The organism is Chitinolyticbacter meiyuanensis (assembly GCF_008033135.1).
GTDB classification, from domain to species: Bacteria; Pseudomonadota; Gammaproteobacteria; order Burkholderiales; family Chitinibacteraceae; genus Chitinolyticbacter; species Chitinolyticbacter meiyuanensis.
In genome coordinates this window covers 316,453-340,086 of record NZ_CP041335.1, presented here as the reverse complement: position 1 = coordinate 340,086, position 23,634 = coordinate 316,453, and the positions used below count along the sequence as shown (strand labels likewise).

The following is a 23,634-nucleotide window of genomic DNA, read 5'->3' as shown; positions in this document are numbered from 1 at the left end:
GGGCAGGCCACGCTGGCATTGCTCGCCAAGTCCAAAACCGAATAGCTGGCGAACCATCCGCCCCAGTCGCTAGCATTGCCTTTTCTTCGGGAGCCGCACCATGCGCCTGCTTTTCGCCGCCCTGCTGCTATGGAGCCTGAGCTGTCAGGCCGACGATCAGCTCCAAATCGTTCCCGTCGGCAAGCAATACGTGCTGCAACACGGCGGCAAGCCATTGACCGGCGAGCGCTACGACCAACTGGTCCACGATGCTCGCGAAAGCCCCGACTTCGTGCTGGCCCGCCGCGGCACATCCTGGGGGGTGCTCGACGCCGATAGCGGCAAGCTGCTTATTCCCGTCCGCTACGACAGGATCAATCCGCTGCCGTATTACCTGATCGGGCTGGTTGGCGTGGGCCTGGACAACAAGGCGGGCTTTGTCGATCGCAACGGTCGCATCGTGGTGCCGCTGCGCTACGACGCCATTGGCCCGGTCAGCGGCTATTACAGGCAGGCCTTCGCCAAGCGACAAGGCCAGCTGTTCAGCCTGCACTTTGCCGATGGCCAGCTGCAGCGCGAGGAGGCCGCGCCGGACTTCTATCCCTACGTCGTCGTTCCACCTTCATTGCGCGCACAGCCGCAGCGGGTAGCCGGCCTGCACAACGGCACCTATGTTGCCGATCGCTATCCCGACCTGTACGTCGCCTGGCAAGGCTGGCGCCGCGGCGAACTGCGCGACATCGGCCAGCCGGCGATCGTGCTGCGTGGCGACACCGCCTATGTGTCGTTTGGCTTGATCAATGGTGATCTGCCGTTGATGCCCAACACCATGCAGGCGTGCCAGAGCGAGGCCGGCGTGAGCCTGTGGGCGGAGCGGGATGCCGCGCACTGTGACGGCCCGCAACAGGAAGCGCTGCTTTTTCTGAAGCGGGATGCCGACGGTGCGCTGGTCTGCGCGGATTGCCACGCGGCCCTGCCCCAGCGCTGGATCGCACTGGACGAGCAGCCAACTCGTTTTGCCGGGATCGGAGTCGTCCTGCAGCGAGGCGCGGAAAGAGCGCTGGAAGTCCGCGAGGTGCTGTCCGGCGGCCCAGCCGCCGCGGCAGGCGTCGCCGCGGGCGACATCGTGACCGGGATCGACGGGCGCAGCAGCGCCGACCTCACCGTCGAGGCGGCCAGCCAACTGATCAGAGGCAAGGTCGATACCCCGCTTTCGTTGACGCTGATGCGAGCTGGTCAGCCTCTCACGCTGAACATCATCCGTCGCCCGATCACCATAGGCGCAGACGGCACGGCTCAGCCCAGCACGGACAGCAAGGCCGCCAAGTAGAGCCCGAGGCCGAACACCGCATGCGTGGCAAGGCTGCGCCAGCGTGCCTGCCAAGGCCGGGCTGCGCGCGACGCCGCAATGCCGAGGCCCAGTGCCGGTTGCAGCAGCAGGAACGGGAACGCCACCGTGGCAAGGCCGAAAATCAGCGACGGCAGCAAGGTGGGCCGGACGATCCAGGCCGGCCCGACCAGCGCCAGGAACGCGGCGGCGAACACCAAACCGGTGACGTAGTGCGTCAACCAACCCAGCACGCGCTCATGGCGCACGGCGGCCGCCTGCGCGATCCGGTCGTGACGGACGCGGCCCTGCACGCAGTGACCGACCCAGCGGCCCACCATCGCCCAGTCGAGCACCGGGATGCCGAGCAACCGCAGCAGCAGGGTCCAGGCATCGGTCGCCAGCGTGGCGACAACGCCCAGCAGCAGCACATGTGCCAAGGCAGGCATGATTAGCATCGGCCGGCCTCGCCTAGTCGACCTGCTGCGACGGCACGGCGAAGCTGGCGAGCTCGCCACCGTGCGTCACGCCATAGATCACCTGCCCGGTCGGCCCAACACGGGCGCCCGATTCGCAGTGGCCGGTCTGATCATCGAAGAAGAAATCCGGCGCGAACTCGCGCAGGAACGGGCCCTTGTCCAGGCCGCCGAGGAACATCGCTTCGTCGACCGCAATGCCCCAGCTCATCAGTGTACGGATCGCTCGTTCATGCGCCGGGGCGCTACGGGCGGTGACCAGCGCGGTACGCAGCTTCATGCCGCCTTCGGCGGCCTGCTCCACTGCCTGCTGCTGCAGCCGGTGCAAGGCTTCCAGCAACGGGCGGAACGGCCCGGCCGGTAGCGGCAGCGCGGCCTTGTCGTGTTCATGCGCATGGAAGGCCGGCAGGCCGTCCTTCTGGTACACGATCTCGGCTTCGTCGGAGAACAGCACGGCGTCTCCATCGAAGGCGATGCGCACTTCGTCGGCGTGCGTCTCGGCAGCCAGCAGCGATTGCGGGTAAACCCGAGCCGCCGGAAAGCCGCGGACGATCGCCTCGCGGACGTCGGCATCGTTGGCGCTGAGGAACAGGTTGGCCTGCAATGGGGTCAGGTAGTGATGCGCCGCCCGACCGCGGGTGAACACACCGCGCTCCAGCTTGAGCCCGTTGTGCTCGGCCGATTTGAACACGCGCAGCCCACTCACCGGATCGTTGCGCGACAGGATCACCACCTCGACCGGCTGCGTGTCGCCATGATTGAACGCCAAGAGCTTCTTGATCAGCGCGAAGGCCACGCCCGGGCGCGCCGGTGCATCGAGCCGTTCCAGTTGCACGCGCATATACGCCGCGTCATCCTCGTCCTCGAATACGCGGTTCTCTTCCTCGAAATCGAACAGCGCACGCGAGCTGATGGCGACGACCAGCTTGCCGTTGAGGGTGGCAGGCATCGGAGTGCTCCTGAGCGGGTGGGACGCAACGATTCAGACGTAGTAGAACACCAGCAGCGCGATCGCCGCCATCACCGGCCACGCCAGATGCCGGCCACGCGACATCAGCAGCGTCAGCACGGCGCTGGCAGCGAAGGTGGTGGCCATCAGCAGCAGCAATTGCGATGGCTGCCAGCCCGGTTGCGCCAGCAGCCACAGCAGCCCGGCGAATCCCCACCACGCCAGCGTGGTGAGGTGCCAGGCAAAGCGCAAAGTCCGCACAGTGAAATCCTGGCTGCCGAACAGCTTGGGCAGATCCTGCCGCCGGAACAGCCGGATCAGGATATAGCGCTCGCCCAGCACGCTATGCGCCAGCCCGAGCAGGATGGCGAGCAGCGCAGCCAGGTAGAGCAGCCAACTCATGGCGCACCTGCCGCCTTATTTCGCGATCTTCACCGGACGTTGCCAGCCGTCGAGCGTCACCTGCCGTGCGCGGGCGACGGTGAGCTTGCCGGCGGGCGCGTCCTTGCTGATGACCGAGCCTGCGGCGGTGGTCGCGTCGGTGCCGATGGTCACCGGCGCGACCAGCACATTGTTGGAGCCGATGCGCACGCCATCCTCGATCACGGTGCGAAACTTGTTCACGCCGTCGTAGTTGGCAGTGATGGTGCCCGCGCCGACGTTGACGCCAGCGCCCATGCTGGTGTCGCCGATATAGCTGAGGTGGTTGACCTTGGAGCCGGTGCCGATGGTCGACTTCTTCACTTCGACGAAATTGCCGACATGCACGTCGGCGGCCAGCTCGGCGCCAGGCCGCAGCCGCGCATACGGGCCGATCACGCCGTTCGGGCCGATCTCCGCGTCTTCCAGGTGGCAGAACGGGTGGATCACCACGCCGTCGGCGACCTTCACATTCTTCAGCACGCAGTTGGCGCCGATCTGCACATCGTTGCCCAGCACCACCTCGCCTTCGAACACGCAGTTCACGTCGATCAGGCAATCCTGGCCGTGCTTGAGCGTGCCACGTACGTCGATGCGCGCCGGATCGGCCAGACCGACGCCTGCGGTCAACAATGCACTGGCCACTTCGCCCTGATGGATGCGCTCGAGCGCGGCGAGTTGCAGCTTGTTGTTGATGCCCTCAGCCTCCCAGTGGTGGTCCGGGTGCACGGTGGCGATGCGTACGCCGTCGCGCGCGGCGAGTGCGATCAGGTCGGTGGCGTAGTACTCGCCCTGGGCGTTGTCGTTCTTCAGCTCGGCCAGCCAGCCGGCGAGCCGCGCGGTGGGCAGCGCCAGGATGCCGGTGTTCATCTCGCGGATCGCGGCTTCATCCTGGGTGCAATCCTTCTGCTCGACGATGCGCTGCACATTGCCGGCCGCGTCACGCACGATGCGGCCATAACCGCTGGCATCCTCGAGTACATCGGTGAGGATGCCGAGCGCGCCGCCGTGGCTGGCGTCGAGCAGTGCGCGGAGCGTGGAAAGACGGGTCAGCGGCACGTCGCCGTACAGCATCAGCGTCACGTCGCCATCGAGCTGCGGCACGGCCTGCTGCAGTGCGTGGCCGGTGCCCAGCTGCTGCGCCTGATGCGCCCAGCCCAAGTCGTCCTGGCCGACAAAGGCGGCCTGTACCTGGTCGCCGCCATGACCGAACACCACGATCAATCGCGAGGGATCGAGCTGGCGGGCGGTATCGAGCACATGGCCCAGCAACGGCTTGCCGGCGAGGCGGTGCAGCACCTTGGGCAGCTTGGAATACATGCGCTTGCCTTGACCGGCAGCGAGAACGACGACGTTGACAGCAGACATATGGAGCTCGTGGTTTGGGGATTGCGCCGATTCTATCCCATCCCCATTGCTTGCCGACTACGACAACTCCCTTAGCGGCTGCCGTCAGCCGATGCAGGACGGCAGCCGAATGACAGGCAAGAAAAAAGGCAGCCTTACGGCTGCCTTTTCACTCTTCCGGGGAAGATCAGTGACCACGCTTCTTCAGCTTCTCGAGCACGGCGATCTTCGCCGCAGCTTCGAGCAGCTCGGCTTGCGCCACTGCAAAGTTCATCGCACCGTTCTTGCCCTTCAATGCTTCCTCGGCGCGGGCCTTGGCTTCGCGGGCCTTGGCTTCGTCGAGGTCGGCACCGCGGATGGCAGTATCGGCCAATACGGTCACTACGTGCGGTTGCACCTCAAGCAAACCACCGGAGACGTAAAGCACGACGTCCGGATCGTTGCTGTTGGCCGGCTTGATGCGCAGCGCGCCCGGACGAATCCGGGACAGCAGCGGCGCATGGCGCGGCAGGATACCGATCTCGCCCTTTTCGGCCGGGGCCGAGACGAACTCGGCGGTACCGGACCAGATCAGTTCCTCAGCGCTTACCACGTCCACATGCATGGTCATGGCCATCGCCTATCCCCTTATTGCAAGGTCTTGGCTTTTTCGAGCGCTTCCTCGATGCCGCCGACCATGTAGAAGGCCTGCTCGGGGAGGTGATCGTAATCGCCGTTGAGAATGCCTCTGAAGCCCTTGAGGGTTTCCTTCAACGGCACGTACTTGCCCGGCGAGCCGGTGAACACTTCAGCAACGTGGAACGGCTGCGACAGGAAACGCTGGATCTTGCGCGCGCGGGCCACGGCGAGCTTGTCTTCGGGAGACAGTTCGTCCATACCCAGAATCGCGATGATGTCCTGCAGTTCCTTGTACTTCTGCAGCGTCTGCTGCACGCCACGCGTGACGGCGTAGTGCTCTTCACCCACCACTTGCGGATCGAGCTGGCGCGAAGTCGAGTCGAGCGGGTCGATGGCCGGGTAGATACCCAGCGCAGCGATGTCACGGCTCAGAACGACGGTAGCGTCCAAGTGGGCGAAGGTGGTGGCCGGCGACGGATCGGTCAAGTCATCGGCAGGCACGTAAACGGCCTGGATCGACGTGATCGAACCGGTCTTGGTCGAAGTGATGCGCTCTTGCAGGGCGCCCATTTCTTCCGCCAGCGTCGGCTGGTAGCCCACCGCAGACGGCATACGACCCAGCAGTGCGGACACTTCGGTACCGGCCAGGGTGTAACGGTAGATGTTGTCGACGAAGAACAGCACATCACGACCTTCGTCGCGGAACTGCTCGGCGATCGACAGGCCAGTCAACGCCACGCGCAGGCGGTTGCCCGGCGGCTCGTTCATCTGGCCATACACCATCGCCACCTTGTCGAGGACGTTGGAGTCCTTCATTTCGTGGTAGAAGTCGTTGCCCTCACGGGTACGCTCACCCACGCCGGCAAACACGGACAGACCCGAGTGCGCCTTGGCGATGTTGTTGATCAGTTCCATCATGTTGACGGTCTTGCCGACACCGGCGCCGCCGAACAGACCCACCTTGCCGCCCTTGGCGAACGGGCATACAAGGTCAATCACCTTGATGCCGGTTTCCAGCAGGTCGACCGACTGGTTCAGTTCGTCGAACTTCGGTGCAGGCTGGTGAATGGCGCGGCGGGCTTCGGTCTGCACCGGGCCAGCTTCGTCAATCGGATTGCCCAGCACGTCCATGATACGACCCAGGGTCGCGGTACCAACCGGCACCGAGATCGGGTTGCCGGTATTGCCCACGGCCAGGCCGCGCTTCAGACCATCGGTCGTACCCATGGCAATGGCGCGCACCACGCCGTCGCCCAGTTGTTGCTGCACTTCCAGCACCAGATCCTGGTCGACCAGCTTGAGCGCGTCATACACCTTGGGCAGGTTGTCGCGCGGAAATTCCACGTCGACCACCGGGCCAATGATTTGTACGATTTTCCCTTGGCTCATCTTAGGGTTCCTAATCAGTAAATTCAGGTTGGCGATCTGTTAAACCGCTGCAGCGCCGGCGCAAATTTCCGAAAGTTCTTTCGTAATCGCCGCTTGACGCGTCTTGTTATACAGCAGTTGCAGATTGCCGATCACCTTGTCAGCGTTGTCGGTCGCTGCCTTCATCGCTACCATCCGCGCCGCATTCTCGGACGCCATGTTTTCAGCCACAGCCTGATAGACCAGGGCTTCGAGGTAGCGGGTCATCAGCTCGTCGATCACCGTCTTGGGATCCGGCTCGTACAGGTACTCCCAGTTGTAGCTGTGCTCGGGCTGGCCAAAGGCCTCGCCAGCGAGCGGGAGCAACTGCTCGACCACAGGCTCTTGCTTCATGGTGTTGATGAACTTGGTGTACACGAGGTGCACTTCGTCCACTTCACCTGCGATGTACGCATCGACCATGACCTTGATCGGACCGACCAGTTGGTCAAGATGCGGTGCATCACCAAGGCCGACGGTCGACGAAATGACCTTGGCCCCGTTACGGCTCATGAAGCCAAAACCCTTGTTGCCGATGGCGGTGACCGCGACTTCGCGACCAGCCTGATGCCATTGCTTCATCAGGTTCAGCGCCAGACGCAGGGCGTTGGTGTTCAAGCCACCGCACAAGCCCTTGTCCGACGTGACCGTGATGATGCCGACCCGTTTCACGGTTTCGCGCTTTTGCAGGAAGGGGTGGGCATAGTCCACCAGGGCCACCGCGAGGTGGGCCGCCACATTACGGATTTTTTCACCGTAGGGACGAGCCGACCTCATGCGGTCCTGGGCCTTACGCATCTTGGACGTGGCCACCATTTCCATGGCGCGGGTGATCTTCTGCGTGTTCTTTACGCTTTTGATCTTGGTGCGAATTTCCTTGCCGCCAGCCATGATTCGATTCCTTTTCTATTTGGGTTTCGAATCAGTAAGCGTTGGCCGACTTGAAGCTCTCCACCGCCTTCACGATGACTGCTTCGTCGTCGCCCGACAGCTGGCCACTCTGGTCCACGCGCGCCAATACGTCGGCGTGGTTGGACTTGAGGTGGGCGAGGAAAGCCGCTTCGAATGCCAGCGCCTTCTCAACCTTGACGTCGTCGTACGAGCCCTTGTTGATCAGCAGCAGCGTCACGGCCAGTTCCGACACCTTGAGCGGGCTGTACTGCGCCTGCTTCATCAGTTCGGTCACCAGCTTGCCGCGCTCGAGCTGCTTGCGGGTGGCTTCGTCCAGATCGGAAGCGAACTGCGCGAACGCAGCCAGTTCACGGTACTGGGCCAGTGCCAGACGCACACCGCCGCCAAGCTTCTTGATGACCTTGGTCTGGGCAGCGCCACCGACGCGCGACACGGAGATACCGGCGTTCATCGCAGGACGGATACCCGCGTTGAACAGATCGGTTTCCAGGAAGATCTGGCCGTCGGTAATCGAGATCACGTTGGTCGGAACGAAGGCGGACACGTCACCGGCTTGCGTTTCGATGATGGGCAGCGCGGTCAGCGAACCGGTCTTGCCCTTCACTTCACCATTGGTGAGCTTCTCGACTTCGTCGGCGTTGATCCGTGCGGCACGTTCCAGCAGACGGCTGTGCAGATAGAACACATCGCCCGGGTAGGCTTCACGACCCGGCGGACGGCGCAGCAGCAGCGAGATCTGGCGATAGGCCACAGCTTGCTTGGACAGATCGTCATACACGATCAGCGCGTCTTCACCGCGGTCGCGGAAGTATTCGCCCATCGTGCAGCCGGAGTAGGCGGCGATGTATTGCAGCGCGGCCGATTCCGAAGCAGCGGCAGCGACGACGATGGTGTGACCCATGGCGCCGTGCTCTTCCAGCTTGCGCACCACGTTGGCGATCGACGACGCCTTCTGGCCAATGGCGACGTAGATACACACGACGCCAGTGCCCTTCTGGTTGATGATCGCATCCAGAGCCACGGCGGTCTTGCCGGTCTGGCGGTCGCCAATGATCAGCTCACGCTGGCCACGACCGATCGGCACCATGGTGTCGATGGCCTTGAGGCCGATCTGCAACGGCTGGTCAACCGATTGACGCGCGATCACACCTGGGGCGATCTTTTCAATCGGGCTGCTCAGGGTGGTGCCCAGCGGACCCTTGCCATCGATCGGCTGGCCCAGCGAGTTCACCACGCGGCCGACCAGTTCGCGGCCAACCGGCACTTCCAGGATGCGGCCAGTGCATTTGACTTCGTCGCCTTCCTTGATGTGGGTGTAATCACCCATCACCACGGCGCCAACAGAATCGCGCTCAAGGTTCAGCGCGAGGCCAAAGGTGTTGCCCGGGAATTCCAGCATTTCGCCCTGCATCACGTCGGACAAGCCGTGGACGCGAACGATGCCGTCGGTCACCGAAACAACCGTACCAATGGTACGGGTTTCAGCGCTTGCCGACAGATTCTGGATCCGAGCCTTAATCAGTTCACTGATTTCAGACGGATTGAGTTGCATAAAAAATCTCCTAGCTCTTCAGGCTTGTCGCCAGCGCTGTCAACTTGCCGCGTACGGAAGCGTCGATCACCAGGTCACCGACTTTCACCGTCACGCCACCGATCAGCTCGGGCGCAACCGTGACTTCGGCTTCCACACGGCGCTTGAGGTCGGCGGACAGGGTCGCCGTGAGTTCGGCCACCTGCGCCTCGCTCAGCGGGAATGCCGACGTGATCTCAGCCTTCACTTCGCCTTCTTCGGACGCCTTCAGCGACTCGAACTCGTTGGCGATTTCCGGCAGCGCGGTGAAACGGCGGTTTTCCAGCACCACGGCGAGGAAGTTCTTCACTTCAGCGTCGACGTTGCCGCCGAGCAGGCTGACGAGCAGCGCTTCTACCTGTTGAGCCGAATACTTGGGATTGGCCACCACGTCCTGTGCGGTCTGGTCACCCGCAATCACGGCCAGGTTGGCAAGGGCTTCGGACCACGGCCCGAGCTTGCCTTCCTGCTTCGCCAGACGAAAGACGGCCTCGGCATAGGGTCTTGCGACGGTGATGAGTTCTGCCATGACTGTCTTACAGTTCCGCTTTGATGGATGCCAACAGAGTGGCGTGACGAGCCGCGTCGATCTCTTGCTTCAGGATCTTCTCGGCACCGGCGACAGCGAGGTCAGCCACTTGCTGACGCAGCGTTTCGCGGGCGCTTTGAACCTGTTGCTCGATCTCGGACTGCGCGCCCTTGACCAGACGGTCGCCTTCCACCTTGGCCTGGACCTTGGCTTCCTCGACGATCTGGGCAGCACGCTTCTCGGCTTGGGCGATGAGTTCGGCGGCCTGTTGCTTGGCTTCGCGCAGACGGTCGGCCGATGCCTTTTCGGCATTGGCGAGGTCCTGCTTGGCGCGGTCTGCCGCTGCCAAGCCGTCGGCGATGCGCGCGGCGCGCTCATCCATCATCCGGGTCAGCGGAGGCCAGACAAACTTCATGGTGAACCACACCAGGATGGCGAACGTAATCGCCTGCCCGATGAGGGATGCATTGAATTCCACGAACTAGTCCTCCAGGTTTAAGGGTTTGCTCTTAAACCGACGATTAACCGAGGGCAGCGAGGAACGGGTTTGCAAAGGTGAACAGCAGGGCAACACCAACACCGATCATCGAGATGGCATCAAGCAGACCGGCGATGATGAACAGCTTGGTTTGCAGGACCGGGATCATTTCCGGTTGGCGAGCGGAGGACTCGAGGAACTTGCCGCCGAGGATAGCGAAGCCCAGAGCAGTACCGATGGCAGCGAGACCGATGATGATCGACACAGCGATCACGGTCGAGCTTTGAATGCCAGCGATGAGTTCGGGTGCAGCCATTTTGATATCTCCTAGTGAGAAAGGTCGTTGATACAAGGGTTGAAACACAACGAACCGGGCGGCAACGCCACCCAGCGCGATTCGGGATTAGTGGTCTTCGACCGCCATCGACAGGTAGACGATGGTCAGCATCATGAACACGAAGGCCTGCAGCGTGACCACCAGGATGTGGAAGATCGCCCACGGGGCGCCCAGCACCCAGTTGATCCACCACGGCAGCAGCGCGATCAGGATGAAGATCAGCTCGCCGGCGTACATGTTGCCGAACAGACGCAGGGAGAGAGAGATCGGCTTGGCAAAGAGTTCGATCAGCTGGAATACAAAGTTGATCGGCGCCAGGATGATGGTGCCTACGAGACCCGACGCATGGAACGGCGCGGTCATCAATTCCTTGATCCAGCCGAACAGGCCCTTGGCCTTGATCGAGAAGCCGATGATGACGATCAGCACCGACAGCGACAGTGCAAAGGTCATGTTCACGTCGGCGGTTGGCACGACGCGCATGTAGACATGGTGCGGGTCGGCGCCGAACACGTAGTGGCCGACCGCTTGCGCGGCCATCGGCAGCAGATCGACCGGCAGGAAGTCCATCGCGTTCATCAGGAACACCCAGACGAAGATGGTCAGCGCCAGCGGGCCGATCACCTTGCTCTTGCCATGGAAGGCATCCTTGATCTGGGTATCGACCATCTCGACGATGAGTTCGATGAAGTTCTGCAGCCGCCCCGGCACCCCGGAGGTCGCCTGGCGGGCGACGTAGCCGAACACGCCGGCAAACAGGAAGCCCAGGATCAGCGCGACCCAGAAGGTATCGAGGTGGAAACCCGACCAGAAGCCCTCGGTGTGGGCACGCCAGTGGGTCAAGTGGTGGACGATGTAGTCCGTTGCGCTTTGTTCGGCAGCCATCAGTTCTTTTCCAGTTTTACGAATAAGCTCAGCCAGTAGGCCGTCGTTGCAGCGATGTAGCCCAACAACAACCCCAGGCCGTGCACCGGGATCGTGACGATCACCAGCGCGAATCCGGTTATGGTCCAGCCAAATTTGGCCATTTCGGCGGCATAGTGCCGCGACAGCATGGCTTTCGGTGACACCCATCCCCCCGGATAGGCGATGCGCGCATACAGCAACGCACCCACCAGCGAAATCCCGCCGCCCATCGCACTTGAAATCCCGGCGCGACCACCCCATAAAGCAAAGACCAGCACCGAAACGGCAACGGTCAGCACCAGCTTGAGGCGGACAACGCGACGGATTTCCTGCCGCTTGACCATGGCTTCCCCATGGGAAAAACCCGTGGATTATACGGAGCCGCTTTGCGCGCCGTCAATTTTACCGATAGCGCGAAACTATATCGGCATATCAATGCCATAGCTGAACAACGGCGTCAGCATTTCGCACCATTCCGGTGCATACCCCACATCTTTACTGCAGTCGATTTAGCAGCCGATCAAGCTCGTCCAGACTGGCGTAATCGATCGTCACGCGACCGGCGCCCTTGCGCCCCTGACGGATCTGCACCCGCGCTCCCCAGCGCTGCGATACCTCTTCTTCCAGCCGCGCCACATCCGGGTCGACCCGCTCGGTGGCTTGCGCAGCGGCTGGCTCGGCCTGTAGCTGCTTCACCAGCGCCTCGGTCTCGCGCACCGACAATCCCTTCAGTGCCACGGTCTTGGCAGCATCGAGCTGCGCCAGCGTCTCAAGCGCCAGCAGCGCCCGGGCGTGCCCCATGTCGAGCTGGCCAGCAAGCAACATCTCGCGCACTGGCTCAGCCAGGTTCAGCAAGCGCAGCAGGTTGGTGACAGTGGTACGCGACTTGCCAACGGCATGCGCGACTGCCTCGTGCGTCATGCCGAATTCATCGATCAGTCGCGCCAGGCCGTGCGCCTCCTCCAACGGGTTGAGATCCTCGCGCTGGATGTTCTCGATCAGCGCCATGGCGGCGACGGCCTCGTCCGGCACTTCGCGCACCAGCGCAGCGATCTCGGTCAGGCCAACCAGCTTGCAGGCGCGCCAGCGGCGCTCGCCAGCGATGATCTCGTAGCGGGTTTCCAAGCCATCGTCGATGGCACGCACCAGCACCGGCTGCATCAGGCCCTGCGCCTTGATCGATTCGGCGAGCTCGGTGAGCGCATCGTGATCGATATGCTGGCGCGGCTGGAAACGGCCCGGTTGTAGGGCATCGATCGGCAATTGCTGCAGCGTCTCGCCCGCCTGGGCATCGCCCATCAGCGCATCGAGTCCACGGCCAAGGCCTTTGAATTTCTTGATCATGAGTAGGACAGTCCCGTTCGGGATAGGAAATCGCGCGCCCGGCGTGCCGGTAGGGCACCGGCTTACATAGGCTGGGCAGCTTCGGCGGGATTATGCCGCGCCAGCAACTCCTCGGCGAGTTGCAGGTAGGCCTGCGCGCCCTTGGACGACTTGTCGTAGGCGAGGATGGGCCGGCCATAGGACGGCGCCTCGGCCAGCCGCACGTTGCGCGGGATCACCGTGTGATAGAGCTTGGAGGTGAAGTGCTTGACCAGCTGGTCGCTGACCTGTTGTGCCAGCGTGCTGCGCGGATCGAACATGGTGCGCAGCAGGCCTTCGATCTCGATCTTGCGGTTGAGGCTCTGCTTCACCCGGCGCAGCGTGTTCACTAGGTCGGACAAACCTTCGAGCGCGTAGTACTCGCACTGCATCGGGATCATCACCGAATCGGCGGCGACAAGGCCGTTGAGCGTCAGCAGGTTGAGCGCCGGCGGGCAATCGAGCACCACGAAATCGTATTGGCCAGCCACGCTGGCAAGCACATCCTTCAGCCGCGATTCGCGCGCCTCGGCCTCGACCAGCTCCACTTCGGCGCCGGCCAGCTCGCGGTTGGCCGGCAGGATGTCATAGCCACCCGATTCGGACTGCTGCAGCGTATCGGCCAGCGTGGAATCACCAATCAGCAGTGTGTAGACGGTGTGCGTGAGCTTGGCCTTGTCGATGCCGCTACCCATGGTGGCATTGGCCTGCGGATCGAGGTCGACCAGCAGCACCCGCCGGCCCAGGTGCGCCAGGCTCGCCGCCAGGTTCACCGCCGTCGTCGTCTTGCCTACGCCGCCTTTCTGGTTGGCGATCGCCAGTATCTTCATGTGCGCTTCACTGTCAGATGGACCACGTGCCGCTCGGCCTCGACGCCGGGCACGGCCAGATGATCGACGCTGTTCACCGTGATGTCCACCGGCAGTTTGGCGATCTCGTCGTGCGGCCAGACTCCCTTGAGCGCCAGCCAGCTACCCGCTGGCGCCAGCAGGTGGCGGGTCCAGCTGATGAAATCGGCAAGCTCGGCGAAGGCACGCGCGGTGATGATGTCGAACCCGCCTTCCTGCGTGACGGCCTCGACCCGGCCGTTCACCACACTGACATTGGCGAGCTTCAGATCCATGACGGCTTGACGCAGGAAGGTGGTCTTCTTCTGGTTGGCGTCGAGCAGCGTGAACTGCCAATCCGGGCGGGCGATCGCCAGCGGGATGCCCGGCGTACCGAAGCCCGAGCCAACGTCAAGGATGCGCGTACCACCCAGTTGCTCGAACGCCGGCAGTGGCGCCAGCGAATCAAGCAGGTGCTGCGGCACCATGCGCTCGGGCTCGCGGATCGCGGTCAGGCTGTAGGTCTTGTTCCACTTGGCGAGCAACGCCACGTAATCGAGCAGCGACTGCTGCTGCGCGGCGGACAGCGGCAGCTTCAGCGCAGCCAGTCCTTGCGTCAGCAGGGGCGCCAGCGCCTCCACGTTCGCCACCGTCATCAGGCCACCTTGTCCCGGCCGCCGTCGGCGAGCTGTTTCTTCTTCAGGTGCACCACCAGCAGGGCGATCGCCGCCGGCGTGATGCCGGAAATGCGGCTGGCCTGGCCCAGCGTTTCCGGCTGGTGCTTGGCGAGCTTCTGCTGCACTTCCTTGGAAAGACCGACCACCTGGCCGTAATCGAAATCGGCCGGCAGGCGCGCATCCTCCAGCGTTTCGCGGCGGGCCACTTCGGCCTGCTGCCGCTCGATATAGCCGTGGTACTTCACCTGGATCTCGACCTGCTCGGCGACCAGCGGATCGGTCACCGGCGCTTGGCCTTCGCCGGGCTGGGCCGCGGCCAGCGTCAGCAGGGTGTCGTAGCTCACCTCGGGGCGACGCAGCAACTCGGCCAGCGAATACTCGCGCTCCAGCGGCTTGCCGAACACCCGCTCGGCCTCATGCGCGGCCACCACGCGGCCGTTGACCCAGGCCGACTTCAAGCGTGCCAGTTCGGCCTCGACCGCATCGCGCTTGCGGCAGAACAGATCCCACTGCGCGTCGCCGACTACGCCCAGCTGGCGTCCGATCTCCGTCAGCCGCAGGTCGGCGTTGTCCTCGCGCAGTTGCAGGCGGAACTCGGCACGGCTGGTGAACATGCGATACGGCTCGGTCACGCCACGGGTGATCAGGTCGTCGACCAGCACACCGAGGTAGGCCTCGTCGCGACGCGGCGTCCACGCATCCTGCTCACGGGCAAACAGCGCAGCGTTGATGCCGGCGAACAGGCCCTGGGCCGCCGCTTCCTCGTAGCCCGTGGTGCCGTTGATCTGGCCAGCGAAATACAGGCCCTGGATCGCCTTGCTCTCGAAGCTGGCCTTGAGGCCGCGCGGATCGAAATAGTCATACTCGATCGCATAGCCGGGGCGCAGGATGCGCGCATTTTCCAGGCCGTGGATCGACTGCACCGCGGCGATCTGGATATCGAACGGCAGACTGGTCGAGATGCCGTTCGGATAGAACTCGTGCGTGTCCAGGCCTTCCGGCTCCAGGAAGATCTGGTGGCTGTCCTTGTCGGCGAAGCGGTTCACCTTGTCTTCGATGCTGGGGCAGTAGCGCGGACCAACGCCTTCGATCTTGCCGGTGAACATGGGGCTGCGATCAAAGCCGCTACGGATGATCTCGTGGGTGCGCGTATTGGTGTGCGCGATCCAGCACGGCAGCTGTTGCGGGTGCATCGCGCGGTTGCCACGCACCGAGAATACCGGCTCGGGCACATCGCCCGGCTGGACTTCCAGCACGTCGAAATTGATGGTGCGCCCGTCGATGCGCGGCGGCGTGCCGGTCTTGAGCCGGCCCACCGGCAGCTGCAGCTCGCGCAGCCGGGCCGACAACGAGATCGACGCCGGATCGCCGGCGCGGCCGCCGATCTGGTTTTCCAGACCGACGTGGATCTTGCCGCCAAGGAAGGTGCCGGCGGTCAGCACCACGGCGCTGGCCTCGAAGCGCACGCCGATGGCAGTGATGGCACCGACCACGCGATCGCCGTCGACGATCAGGTCGGCCACTTCCTGCTGGAACAGGTCGAGGTTGGGCTGGTTCTCCAGCATGCCGCGGATGGCGGCCTTGTAGCGAATGCGGTCAGCCTGGGCGCGGGTGGCGCGCACGGCCGGGCCCTTGCTGGAGTTGAGCGTCTTGAACTGGATGCCGCCCATGTCGGTGGCCAGCGCCATGGCGCCGCCCAGCGCGTCGACCTCCTTCACCAGGTGACCCTTGCCGATGCCGCCGATCGACGGGTTGCAACTCATCTGACCGAGCGTTTCGATATTGTGCGTCAGCAGCAGCGTCTTGCGCCCCATGCGCGCGCTCGCGAGCGCCGCCTCGGTACCGGCATGGCCGCCGCCGACCACGATCACGTCGTAACGGGTGGGATAGAGCATGGGTGAAAACGCCTGACGGGTAAAAGGGCAAATATTCTACGGCAAAACAGGCACTTGCGCCACGCAGCGGTGGGCAGGCCCGGCAAAACGAAACGGCCCCGCAGGGCCGTTCGATCGACACACTTCGGCCAGATCAGATGCCGAAGGTGGCCGCCGCCTCCAAGGCCGCGCCAACGATACCGGCATCGTTCTTCAGGTCGGCCGGGACCACCGGGAAGCGCAGCCCCTTGAGCTCGGGGATGAACTTGTCGTGCTTCTTCGAGATACCGCCGCCGATGATCACGAGATCCGGCGACAGCAGCAGTTGCAGGTGTTCGAGATAGCCGTTGAGCCGCACCGCGTAATCCTTGTACTTCATGTCGAGGTCATCCTTGACCTTGGCCGAGCAGTACTTTTCCGCGATGCCGTCCTTCGGGTAGATCACGTGGCCGAACTCGGTGTTGCTGATCAGCTTGCCATCGACGATCAGCGCACTGCCGATGCCGGTACCGAGCGTGATCACCAGCACCTTGCCGCCCTTGCCCTTGGCAGCACCGAAAATGGCTTCGGCCAAGCCGGCGGCGTCGGCGTCGTTGACCAGCTTCAGCGGCAGGCCGGTGGCCTGGGACAGGATGTCCTGCGCCGGCGCATTGATCCAGCTCTTGTCGACGTTGGCGGCCGACAGCGTCACGCCGTTGTGGACGATGGCCGGGAAGGTACAGCCCACCGGTCCAGTCCAGGCAAATTCGTCGACCAGCTGTTTGACCACGCGGCCGACGGCCTCCGGCGTGGCCGGCTGTGGGGTATCGAGCCGCACTCGCTCGGCGAGCAGCTCGCCGGTGGCGACGTTGACCGGCGCACCCTTGATGCCAGTGCCGCCGATATCGATACCCAGAACCACCTTGTCTTGTTGTGCCGCCATGCAGATTGATCCTATCGATGATGCGCGCGCAGTTTGCCCGCGCACCGGGAAGGCCGAACTACGGAGAAATACCTAGGCCGCGCCGCAGGAACCGAATGCCCCAGCGCCGCGCGGCCGCCATTTTACGCATGATAGACGGCAAAACGGCCAGCATCGCTGCTGGCCGTTGATGCGACGCAAATCGCGTTACTGCCCCTGTAGCTCGATGAAGCGGCGCTTGTCGGCCTCGGCGCGTTTTTTCAGATCTTCGATCTCGGCATTGCGCTTGGCGGTATCGCGATCGATGTCGTCCACCTCCTTGCGGGTCATCGCCAGATCCGCTTCCAGGTCAGAAGGCAGCGGCTTCTTCTGCTTGGTGAAGCGCTCGGTCTGCTTGTTGAGCCGCGCCTGCTTGTCGAGCACCGCCTGGCGCTTGAGCTTGTTGGTCTGGATCGCCGTCTGCACCACCTCGATCTGCCGATCGCGCAGCAGGTCGATCTCCTCTGGCTTCGAGAACGACTGCAGCAGCGCCTTGTCGCGGCGCTTCTGCTCCTTGGCCTCGCGCTCGGCCTGCTCGGCCAGGCGCTTTTCCTCTTCAGTCTGCGGCTGCGTGCTCTTGCGCACGGTGCCGGACTTGTTGACCTCGGACACGCCGCTCTTGGGGTCCTTGATCGGCGGCTTGTCGCTGTACTGGACGTTGCCGTTCTCATCCACCCAGCGATACATCTTGGCCTCGGCCTGCGCCGAAGCCAGACCCACGATCAATGCCAATGCCCATACCCAACGCTTCATACCCTCGACCTCGTTCAAATCCTCCGGCGAGGGTGGATGCCGCTTACCGGATGCCGTACTGCGCGCGATACGCCTCGGCTTTCTTCAAGTTTTCGCCCATTCCTGGCTTGGCCGCAAGGTAGCTGAGCAGATCTTCCAGCGTGGCGATCGGGATCACCGGGATGCCGAATTGCTGCTCCACTTCCTGCACCGCCGACAGTTCACCCTGGCCGCGCTCCATACGATCAAGCGCGATCAGCACGCCGGCCGGCTCGGCGCCGTGGGCGCGGATCATGCTCACCGATTCGCGCACGCTGGTGCCCGCCGAGATCACGTCGTCGATGATCAGCACGCGGCCGGTGAGCTTGGCGCCGACCAGCACGCCGCCTTCACCGTGATCCTTCGCTTCCTTGCGGTTGTAGGCGAAGGGCACGTTCTGCCCGGCTTCGGCCAGTTTCACCGCCGTGGCCGCCGCCAGCACGATGCCCTTGTACGCAGGCCCGAACAGCACATCGAACTGGACCTTGGAGGCCAGTGCCGCCTGCGCGTAGAAACGCGCCAGTTCGGCCAGCGATGCACCGTCGTTGAAGAGGCCGGCGTTGAAGAAGTACGGCGAGTTGCGACCGGCTTTGGTGATAAACTCGCCAAATCCCAGCACATTCTGTGCCACGGCGAATTCAATGAATTCCTGACGGAAATCGGACATGGTTTCGGGCTCCTGAAGGCGCGCTCCCGCAGGCGGCAACTGCCGATTTTCGGGAGCGATGTGACAAAAAACAGCATATCACGCGGCACAAGCCCCCTTGTCTGCCTGTAAGAGGAACGCTTTCATGCGCATCGTCTCGGCCAACCTTAACGGTATCCGCTCCGCCAGCAACAAGGGTTTTCTCGACTGGGTAACGCAATCGGGCGCCGACGTGATCGGCCTGCAGGAGCTCAAGGCGCAGGCCGGTGATCTTTCCGACGCAATGCGCGCACCCGCCGGCTACCGCGGTTACTTCCACTATGCCGAGAAGAAGGGCTACAGCGGCGTGGGCCTCTACTGCCGACGCGAACCCGATGCGCTGATCGAGGGCCTGGGCCTGCCGGAGTTCGACGCCGAGGGCCGCTATATCGAGGCGCAGTTCGGCAAGCTGTCGGTGATCTCGCTTTACCTGCCTTCGGGCTCCTCGGGCGAGGAGCGCCAGCAGGTGAAGTTCCAGTTCATGGAAGCGTTCTGGCCGCACCTGGCGCAGCTCGCCGCTTGCGGGCGCGACGTAGTGGTGGTGGGCGACTGGAACATCGCGCACAACGAGATCGACCTGAAGAACTGGAAGGGCAACCTGAAGAACTCTGGCTTCCTGCCTGAGGAGCGCACCTGGATCGGCCGGGTGTTCGGCGAGCTCAAGCTGGTCGACGTCTGGCGTACGCTCTACCCGGACGCGCCCGGCTACACCTGGTGGAGTAACCGCGGCCAGGCCTATGCCAAGGACGTGGGCTGGCGCATCGATTATCAGGTGGCCACGCCGGCCCTTGCCGCCAGCGCCACACACGCCAGCATCTACAAGGACGTGAAGTACTCCGACCACGCGCCGCTGGTCATCGACTACGACTACCCGCTGTGAGGCCCACATGAGCGATACCGGCCTCACCCCGCGCCAGACCGCCATTCCCGCCGCGCTGCTGGGTATTGTCTTCGTCTGGCTGGCCTTGTGGGACTGGCACAGCCGTTACGCCTGCAAGCCGCAAGGCGGCGAGGTCTGCGCCTACCTGACGCGGCTCGCCGATGCCTGGCTCGGCGCCGGCCAGGCCTGGCAGCTGTGGGCCTTCGGCGAAGGGCTGATGGGCATAGCTTGCCTCGCGTTCGCGTGGTGGCAGTTGCGCAGGGCACGCGCATGATCCGCCAGGTCGGCAGCACCGTGATCCTCGCCATTCATCCGGCACGGTGCCATTGCGGCGCCGTGGTGTTCGAGCTGGATTTGCCGGATGGGATCGTCGATCCCCGGCGATGCAACTGCTCCATCTGCCGCATGAAGGGCGCCGTGATGGCATCGGTGCCGCTGGCTGGCCTGCGCATCCTCCAGGGTGAGGAGGCATTGCGGCGCTACCGCTTCAACACCATGACGGCCCAGCATTACTTCTGTGGTGAGTGCGGCATCTACACCCACCATCAACGCCGCTCAGACCCCCGCGTCTATGGCTACAACGTGGCCTGTCTGGAAGGCGTGAACCCGTTCGAACTCGGTGACGTTCCCACCAGCGACGGCATCCATCATATTTCGGACCGTCAGAACTGATGCGGCCAGAGCAAGTGCTAGAGCCTGAACCCCAGCGTCGCCCGAACCGCCTGCAGCCCATCGAGAGGTAGGCAGCCTCTGAGGCCGTCGAAATAGCTGCCAAGTGCTAACGGAAGTTCAATCCACGCGCCCGCGTGCGACGCGACGCGGCATAGCAGGGGCGGCCGCCTTTGCGCTGGATGTTTCAATCCACGCGCCCGCGTGGGGCGCGACTTTGCCGTGACCATCGTCGACACCGGCCCGAACGGGTTTCAATCCACGCGCCCGCGTAGGGCGCGACGGGATCGTAGGGGCTCAGGCCATCGTCCACCACGTGTTTCAATCCACGCGCCCGCGCGGGGCGCGACGCAAAGACTGGCCTGCCTCCCTTGCGCTGCACGTAGTTTCAATCCACGCGCCCGCGTGGGGCGCGACATCATGTTGCCGTAGTCGCCCACGCCAAATTGCTCGTTTCAATCCACGCGCCCGCGTGGGGCGCGACTCGGATCTGGTGAGCCGTGCCAAGCGCGACAAGTCGTTTCAATCCACGCGCCCGCGTGGGGCGCGACAAGTTCGAACACGTCAACGGCGCACAGGCGCTGTTGTTTCAATCCACGCGCCCGCGTGGGGCGCGACGCGGCGCGTGATGCGTATAACGCGGTTGTTGCCGAGTTTCAATCCACGCGCCCGCGTGGGGCGCGACGGCAAAAACAAGCTTGGTCGCAACCAGATGGTGCGTTTCAATCCACGCGCCCGCGTGGGGCGCGACACGTCCCCGTGGTCTTGCTCGCTCAGCTCAACCGGGTTTCAATCCACGCGCCCGCGTGGGGCGCGACGCCAGCCCGGGGAATTGGAAACGCTGAAAGCGTTGTTTCAATCCACGCGCCCGCGTGGGGCGCGACCCCGTAACGCAGATGGCTTCGACTCCAAGCGCGAGTTTCAATCCACGCGCCCGCGTGGGGCGCGACCCTCGGTACTTCATGGACACCGCAGCGCACTCGGTTGTTTCAATCCACGCGCCCGCGTGGGGCGCGACTATGCGTCGGCTGCGGACCATGATCAACGACGAGATGTTTCAATCCACGCGCCCGCGTGGGGCGCGACGCGGGCATGACCCCCGCATTGATGTACGGGTGAAAGTTTCAATCCACGCGCCCGCGGGGGGCGCGACGTGACGGTGCTCTTCCACAACCCCGACCAGACGCCGTTTCAATCCACGCGCCCGCGTGGGGCGCGACCAGTTCCGAGCAGGCCGATGAGGTCGCGAAGATGTTTCAATCCACGCGCCCGCGTGGGGCGCGACCGCGAGGGGGGGGCGCGTACTACCCCTTCGACTGGTTTCAATCCACGCGCCCGCGTGGGGCGCGACCGAGCGCGTGGCGCGGGCGGTCAAGCTCGCAGCAGTTTCAATCCACGCGCCCGCGTGGGGCGCGACCTTTCGCGGATGCGTCGGTGTCGGTTGTGATCCTGTTTCAATCCACGCGCCCGCGTGGGGCGCGACGGGCGCAGTGCCGCCTGCCTGAGCGAGCAGCCGCTGTTTCAATCCACGCGCCCGCGTGGGGCGCGACGTGCTGGGCTCGCGCTGCATTGACGGATGGTGGCAGTTTCAATCCACGCGCCCGCGTGGGGCGCGACGAGCACCTTCGTGTGGTGCGCGCCCGTTGCGTGAATGTTTCAATCCACGCGCCCGCGTGGGGCGCGACTCCAGTGCCAAGCGGCTGCACTTGGCCTGGGAAGGTTTCAATCCACGCGCCCGCGTGGGGCGCGACCTGGTCCATCACGGTTTCCCCGTCATAAGGTAGCGTTTCAATCCACGCGCCCGCGTGGGGCGCGACTTGTGCACGCCGTACTGGATCATCGGCGGGTTGTAGTTTCAATCCACGCGCCCGCGTGGGGCGCGACCCCGGCGGATGACTGGGTGGAGGAGCGTCTCGACCTGTTTCAATCCACGCGCCCGCGTGGGGCGCGACGGTAGACCGAGGGCGGCCGCGCACCACTCGCTGCAGTTTCAATCCACGCGCCCGCGTGGGGCGCGACAGGCATTCCGGCTGAGGAGGATGCTAGGGCTTGGGTTTCAATCCACGCGCCCGCGTGGGGCGCGACCTACCGCCGCCGCCCTTGCCGCCGCCAGCGCCGTGTTTCAATCCACGCGCCCGCGTGGGGCGCGACATCCAGTGGGCCGGCTGCGCTGAACCGTTGCCGGTGTTTCAATCCACGCGCCCGCGTGGGGCGCGACAATGCCAGATGGCCAGGCCGTGTGCGGCTATCCCGTTTCAATCCACGCGCCCGCGTGGGGCGCGACGCCCTGCTCTTCCTGCATGGCCTGAGCGAGGTGGTTTCAATCCACGCGCCCGCGTGGGGCGCGACCGCGCATCGGCACCCTGATCGGCAAGACGATCAGGTTTCAATCCACGCGCCCGCGTGGGGCGCGACGCATGTCGGAGTTCGACGCCAAGCTGTGGCTCGAAGTTTCAATCCACGCGCCCGCGTGGGGCGCGACCCGGTGTTGGATGGTGAGGTCAGCTACATCGGGGTGTTTCAATCCACGCGCCCGCGTGGGGCGCGACCTGGCCCTTCGAGATCTCGCGTGGATGCAGTTCCTGTTTCAATCCACGCGCCCGCGTGGGGCGCGACATCGGGCTCCCACTCAAGCCGGATGTAGCTGTAGCAGTTTCAATCCACGCGCCCGCGTGGGGCGCGACCGCTTGAGGTGGATGCGGTCGCCCTCGTCGGTATGTTTCAATCCACGCGCCCGCGTGGGGCGCGACGGCCACGATGATTCGTACGCTGCGCGATGCCGGGTTTCAATCCACGCGCCCGCGTGGGGCGCGACCTGCGCCCAGTCGTGCTATCTACGTCGCCCGGCCGTTTCAATCCACGCGCCCGCGTGGGGCGCGACGCGCCAGCCGTAGTTTTCTTCCTCGGTTGGCTTGTTTCAATCCACGCGCCCGCGTGGGGCGCGACCCGTCCGTCTGGGCGTGAGCGTGACCGGTTCCGTGTTTCAATCCACGCGCCCGCGTGGGGCGCGACCTTGAAATTCTTTGCCATGATTCAGGCTCCTTGTTGTTTCAATCCACGCGCCCGCGTGGGGCGCGACAAGCAGCACATCGAGCGAAACGACGAATTAGCAGGTTTCAATCCACGCGCCCGCGTGGGGCGCGACCTGGCGCGCTCACCGTCCGGGATGGCCTTGTTCTTGTTTCAATCCACGCGCCCGCGTGGGGCGCGACCTGGTGCTTATAACGCTTTGCCGAACAAAAGAAAATTGATGCAGCGGCGCGAACCGCGCAGACAAAGCCACGCAGGGAATATTGACCAAGGAGTTAATACGAAAAATAACATACGAAACAACGCATTAAGCGACTGCGAATCTCCCAGGAAAATCCCAGCCACTTGAGGTTCGCGCGGTGCTCCTGTGCTAGAACACCAGAGGCCCGTTCAAATCCAGCACCGGCTTTACACCAATATGCTCGACCTTGTGCTGCCAGTTATTGCCCAGAAAATAGAAGCGCAAGCTGTCGTGCTCCGGGTCGATCAGATCGCATAGTCTTTGTCGCAGTGACACCCATTGCGCGGGATCGACCTCGATTTCAAACACCGAGAATTGCGCGCGCTGGCCATAGTCCCGACAGGTCTTGGCCACCTTGCGCAAGCGGGCTTCGCCCGCCTTGGTCATCGTGCTGACATCGTAACTGACGAGCACCATCATGGG

At 63.8% G+C, this 23,634-nt stretch carries 25 protein-coding genes and 1 CRISPR repeat array; of the genes, 4 read left to right on the top strand and 21 right to left on the bottom strand.

Annotation, left to right across the window (positions count from 1 at the left end; genetic code table 11):
• Positions 1–100 precede the first annotated feature (100 nt).
• Positions 101–1,309: a WG repeat-containing protein gene (locus tag FLM21_RS01475; RefSeq protein ID WP_148713867.1), complete on the top strand. Its 1,209-nt coding sequence runs from the start codon at positions 101–103 to the stop codon at positions 1,307–1,309.
• Here the strand turns inward: FLM21_RS01475 and FLM21_RS01470 are convergent.
• The 20 genes from FLM21_RS01470 to pyrE form a co-directional block, all read right to left on the bottom strand.
• The gene (locus FLM21_RS01470; RefSeq protein ID WP_222846743.1) at positions 1,276–1,755 is read right to left on the bottom strand and encodes a DUF2938 domain-containing protein; all 480 of its coding nucleotides are present in this window, start codon (positions 1,753–1,755) and stop codon (positions 1,276–1,278) included. The genes FLM21_RS01475 and FLM21_RS01470 overlap by 34 nt on opposite strands.
• A gap of 22 nt (positions 1,756–1,777) precedes the next feature.
• Positions 1,778–2,731, bottom strand: a complete 954-nt coding sequence (locus FLM21_RS01465) for a 5'-nucleotidase (protein WP_148713865.1) — start codon at positions 2,729–2,731, stop codon at positions 1,778–1,780.
• Positions 2,732–2,764: 33 nt separating this feature from the next.
• Entirely contained in the window at positions 2,765–3,133 is a 369-nt protein-coding gene (locus FLM21_RS01460) for a hypothetical protein (protein ID WP_148713864.1), read from the bottom strand.
• A gap of 15 nt (positions 3,134–3,148) precedes the next feature.
• Positions 3,149–4,519 (bottom strand): bifunctional UDP-N-acetylglucosamine diphosphorylase/glucosamine-1-phosphate N-acetyltransferase GlmU, encoded by a 1,371-nt coding sequence (gene glmU / locus FLM21_RS01455; protein WP_148713863.1) that lies wholly within the window; start codon positions 4,517–4,519, stop codon positions 3,149–3,151.
• Between the two features lie 166 nt (positions 4,520–4,685).
• Positions 4,686–5,108: a F0F1 ATP synthase subunit epsilon gene (locus FLM21_RS01450; protein ID WP_246120802.1), complete on the bottom strand. Its 423-nt coding sequence runs from the start codon at positions 5,106–5,108 to the stop codon at positions 4,686–4,688.
• A 17-nt stretch (positions 5,109–5,125) separates the two neighbouring features.
• Positions 5,126–6,505 (bottom strand): F0F1 ATP synthase subunit beta, encoded by a 1,380-nt coding sequence (gene atpD / locus FLM21_RS01445; RefSeq protein ID WP_148713861.1) that lies wholly within the window; start codon positions 6,503–6,505, stop codon positions 5,126–5,128.
• Positions 6,506–6,544: 39 nt separating this feature from the next.
• Entirely contained in the window at positions 6,545–7,414 is an 870-nt protein-coding gene (gene atpG, locus FLM21_RS01440) for a F0F1 ATP synthase subunit gamma (protein WP_148713860.1), read from the bottom strand.
• Positions 7,415–7,445: 31 nt separating this feature from the next.
• Complete coding sequence (gene atpA, locus FLM21_RS01435; RefSeq protein ID WP_148713859.1) at positions 7,446–8,987, bottom strand: F0F1 ATP synthase subunit alpha; 1,542 nt, start codon at positions 8,985–8,987, stop codon at positions 7,446–7,448.
• A 10-nt stretch (positions 8,988–8,997) separates the two neighbouring features.
• Complete coding sequence (locus FLM21_RS01430) at positions 8,998–9,534, bottom strand: F0F1 ATP synthase subunit delta (protein WP_148713858.1); 537 nt, start codon at positions 9,532–9,534, stop codon at positions 8,998–9,000.
• A 7-nt stretch (positions 9,535–9,541) separates the two neighbouring features.
• Positions 9,542–10,012, bottom strand: coding sequence for a F0F1 ATP synthase subunit B (locus FLM21_RS01425; RefSeq protein WP_148713857.1), 471 nt, complete (start codon positions 10,010–10,012; stop codon positions 9,542–9,544).
• A gap of 43 nt (positions 10,013–10,055) precedes the next feature.
• Entirely contained in the window at positions 10,056–10,328 is a 273-nt protein-coding gene (gene atpE, locus FLM21_RS01420) for a F0F1 ATP synthase subunit C (RefSeq protein WP_148713856.1), read from the bottom strand.
• Between the two features lie 87 nt (positions 10,329–10,415).
• Positions 10,416–11,234 carry a F0F1 ATP synthase subunit A gene (gene atpB, locus FLM21_RS01415; RefSeq protein ID WP_148713855.1) on the bottom strand — a complete coding sequence of 273 codons (819 nt, stop codon included), beginning with the start codon at positions 11,232–11,234 and terminating at the stop codon, positions 10,416–10,418.
• Positions 11,234–11,599: an ATP synthase subunit I gene (locus tag FLM21_RS01410; protein ID WP_148713854.1), complete on the bottom strand. Its 366-nt coding sequence runs from the start codon at positions 11,597–11,599 to the stop codon at positions 11,234–11,236. The genes atpB and FLM21_RS01410 overlap by 1 nt, the downstream gene beginning before the upstream one ends.
• Positions 11,600–11,750: 151 nt before the next feature.
• Positions 11,751–12,599, bottom strand: coding sequence for a ParB/RepB/Spo0J family partition protein (locus FLM21_RS01405; RefSeq protein ID WP_187360041.1), 849 nt, complete (start codon positions 12,597–12,599; stop codon positions 11,751–11,753).
• 62 nt (positions 12,600–12,661) lie between these two features.
• Positions 12,662–13,447: a ParA family protein gene (locus FLM21_RS01400; RefSeq protein WP_148713853.1), complete on the bottom strand. Its 786-nt coding sequence runs from the start codon at positions 13,445–13,447 to the stop codon at positions 12,662–12,664.
• Entirely contained in the window at positions 13,444–14,100 is a 657-nt protein-coding gene (gene rsmG, locus FLM21_RS01395) for a 16S rRNA (guanine(527)-N(7))-methyltransferase RsmG (RefSeq protein ID WP_148713852.1), read from the bottom strand. The genes FLM21_RS01400 and rsmG overlap by 4 nt, the downstream gene beginning before the upstream one ends.
• Positions 14,100–16,016 carry a tRNA uridine-5-carboxymethylaminomethyl(34) synthesis enzyme MnmG gene (gene mnmG, locus FLM21_RS01390; protein ID WP_148713851.1) on the bottom strand — a complete coding sequence of 639 codons (1,917 nt, stop codon included), beginning with the start codon at positions 16,014–16,016 and terminating at the stop codon, positions 14,100–14,102. The genes rsmG and mnmG overlap by 1 nt, the downstream gene beginning before the upstream one ends.
• A 133-nt stretch (positions 16,017–16,149) precedes the next feature.
• Complete coding sequence (gene ppgK / locus FLM21_RS01385) at positions 16,150–16,917, bottom strand: polyphosphate--glucose phosphotransferase (RefSeq protein ID WP_148713850.1); 768 nt, start codon at positions 16,915–16,917, stop codon at positions 16,150–16,152.
• A 186-nt stretch (positions 16,918–17,103) separates the two neighbouring features.
• Complete coding sequence (locus tag FLM21_RS01380; RefSeq protein WP_148713849.1) at positions 17,104–17,688, bottom strand: DUF4124 domain-containing protein; 585 nt, start codon at positions 17,686–17,688, stop codon at positions 17,104–17,106.
• 43 nt (positions 17,689–17,731) lie between these two features.
• Entirely contained in the window at positions 17,732–18,373 is a 642-nt protein-coding gene (pyrE, locus tag FLM21_RS01375; protein WP_148713848.1) for an orotate phosphoribosyltransferase, read from the bottom strand.
• A gap of 124 nt (positions 18,374–18,497) precedes the next feature.
• Between pyrE and FLM21_RS01370 the strand changes: the two genes are divergently transcribed.
• From FLM21_RS01370 to FLM21_RS01360, 3 genes are read left to right on the top strand one after another with little or no spacing between them, the layout of a single operon-like run.
• A complete protein-coding gene (locus FLM21_RS01370) occupies positions 18,498–19,271 on the top strand; it encodes an exodeoxyribonuclease III (RefSeq protein ID WP_148713847.1) in 774 nt (257 codons plus the stop codon).
• A gap of 7 nt (positions 19,272–19,278) precedes the next feature.
• Positions 19,279–19,545 carry a hypothetical protein gene (locus tag FLM21_RS01365; protein WP_148713846.1) on the top strand — a complete coding sequence of 89 codons (267 nt, stop codon included), beginning with the start codon at positions 19,279–19,281 and terminating at the stop codon, positions 19,543–19,545.
• Complete coding sequence (locus FLM21_RS01360) at positions 19,542–19,943, top strand: GFA family protein (RefSeq protein ID WP_148713845.1); 402 nt, start codon at positions 19,542–19,544, stop codon at positions 19,941–19,943. Before FLM21_RS01365 ends, FLM21_RS01360 begins: the two co-directional genes overlap by 4 nt.
• A gap of 114 nt (positions 19,944–20,057) precedes the next feature.
• A CRISPR array of direct repeats spans positions 20,058–23,152; the repeat unit is 32 nt; unit sequence GTTTCAATCCACGCGCCCGCGTGGGGCGCGAC.
• Positions 23,153–23,340: 188 nt separating this feature from the next.
• Here FLM21_RS01360 and cas2 read toward each other — a convergent pair.
• On the bottom strand, positions 23,341–23,631 hold the full coding sequence (gene cas2 / locus FLM21_RS01355) for a CRISPR-associated endonuclease Cas2 (protein ID WP_148713844.1): 291 nt from the start codon (positions 23,629–23,631) through the stop codon (positions 23,341–23,343).
• Between the last annotated feature and the right edge of the window lie 3 nt (positions 23,632–23,634).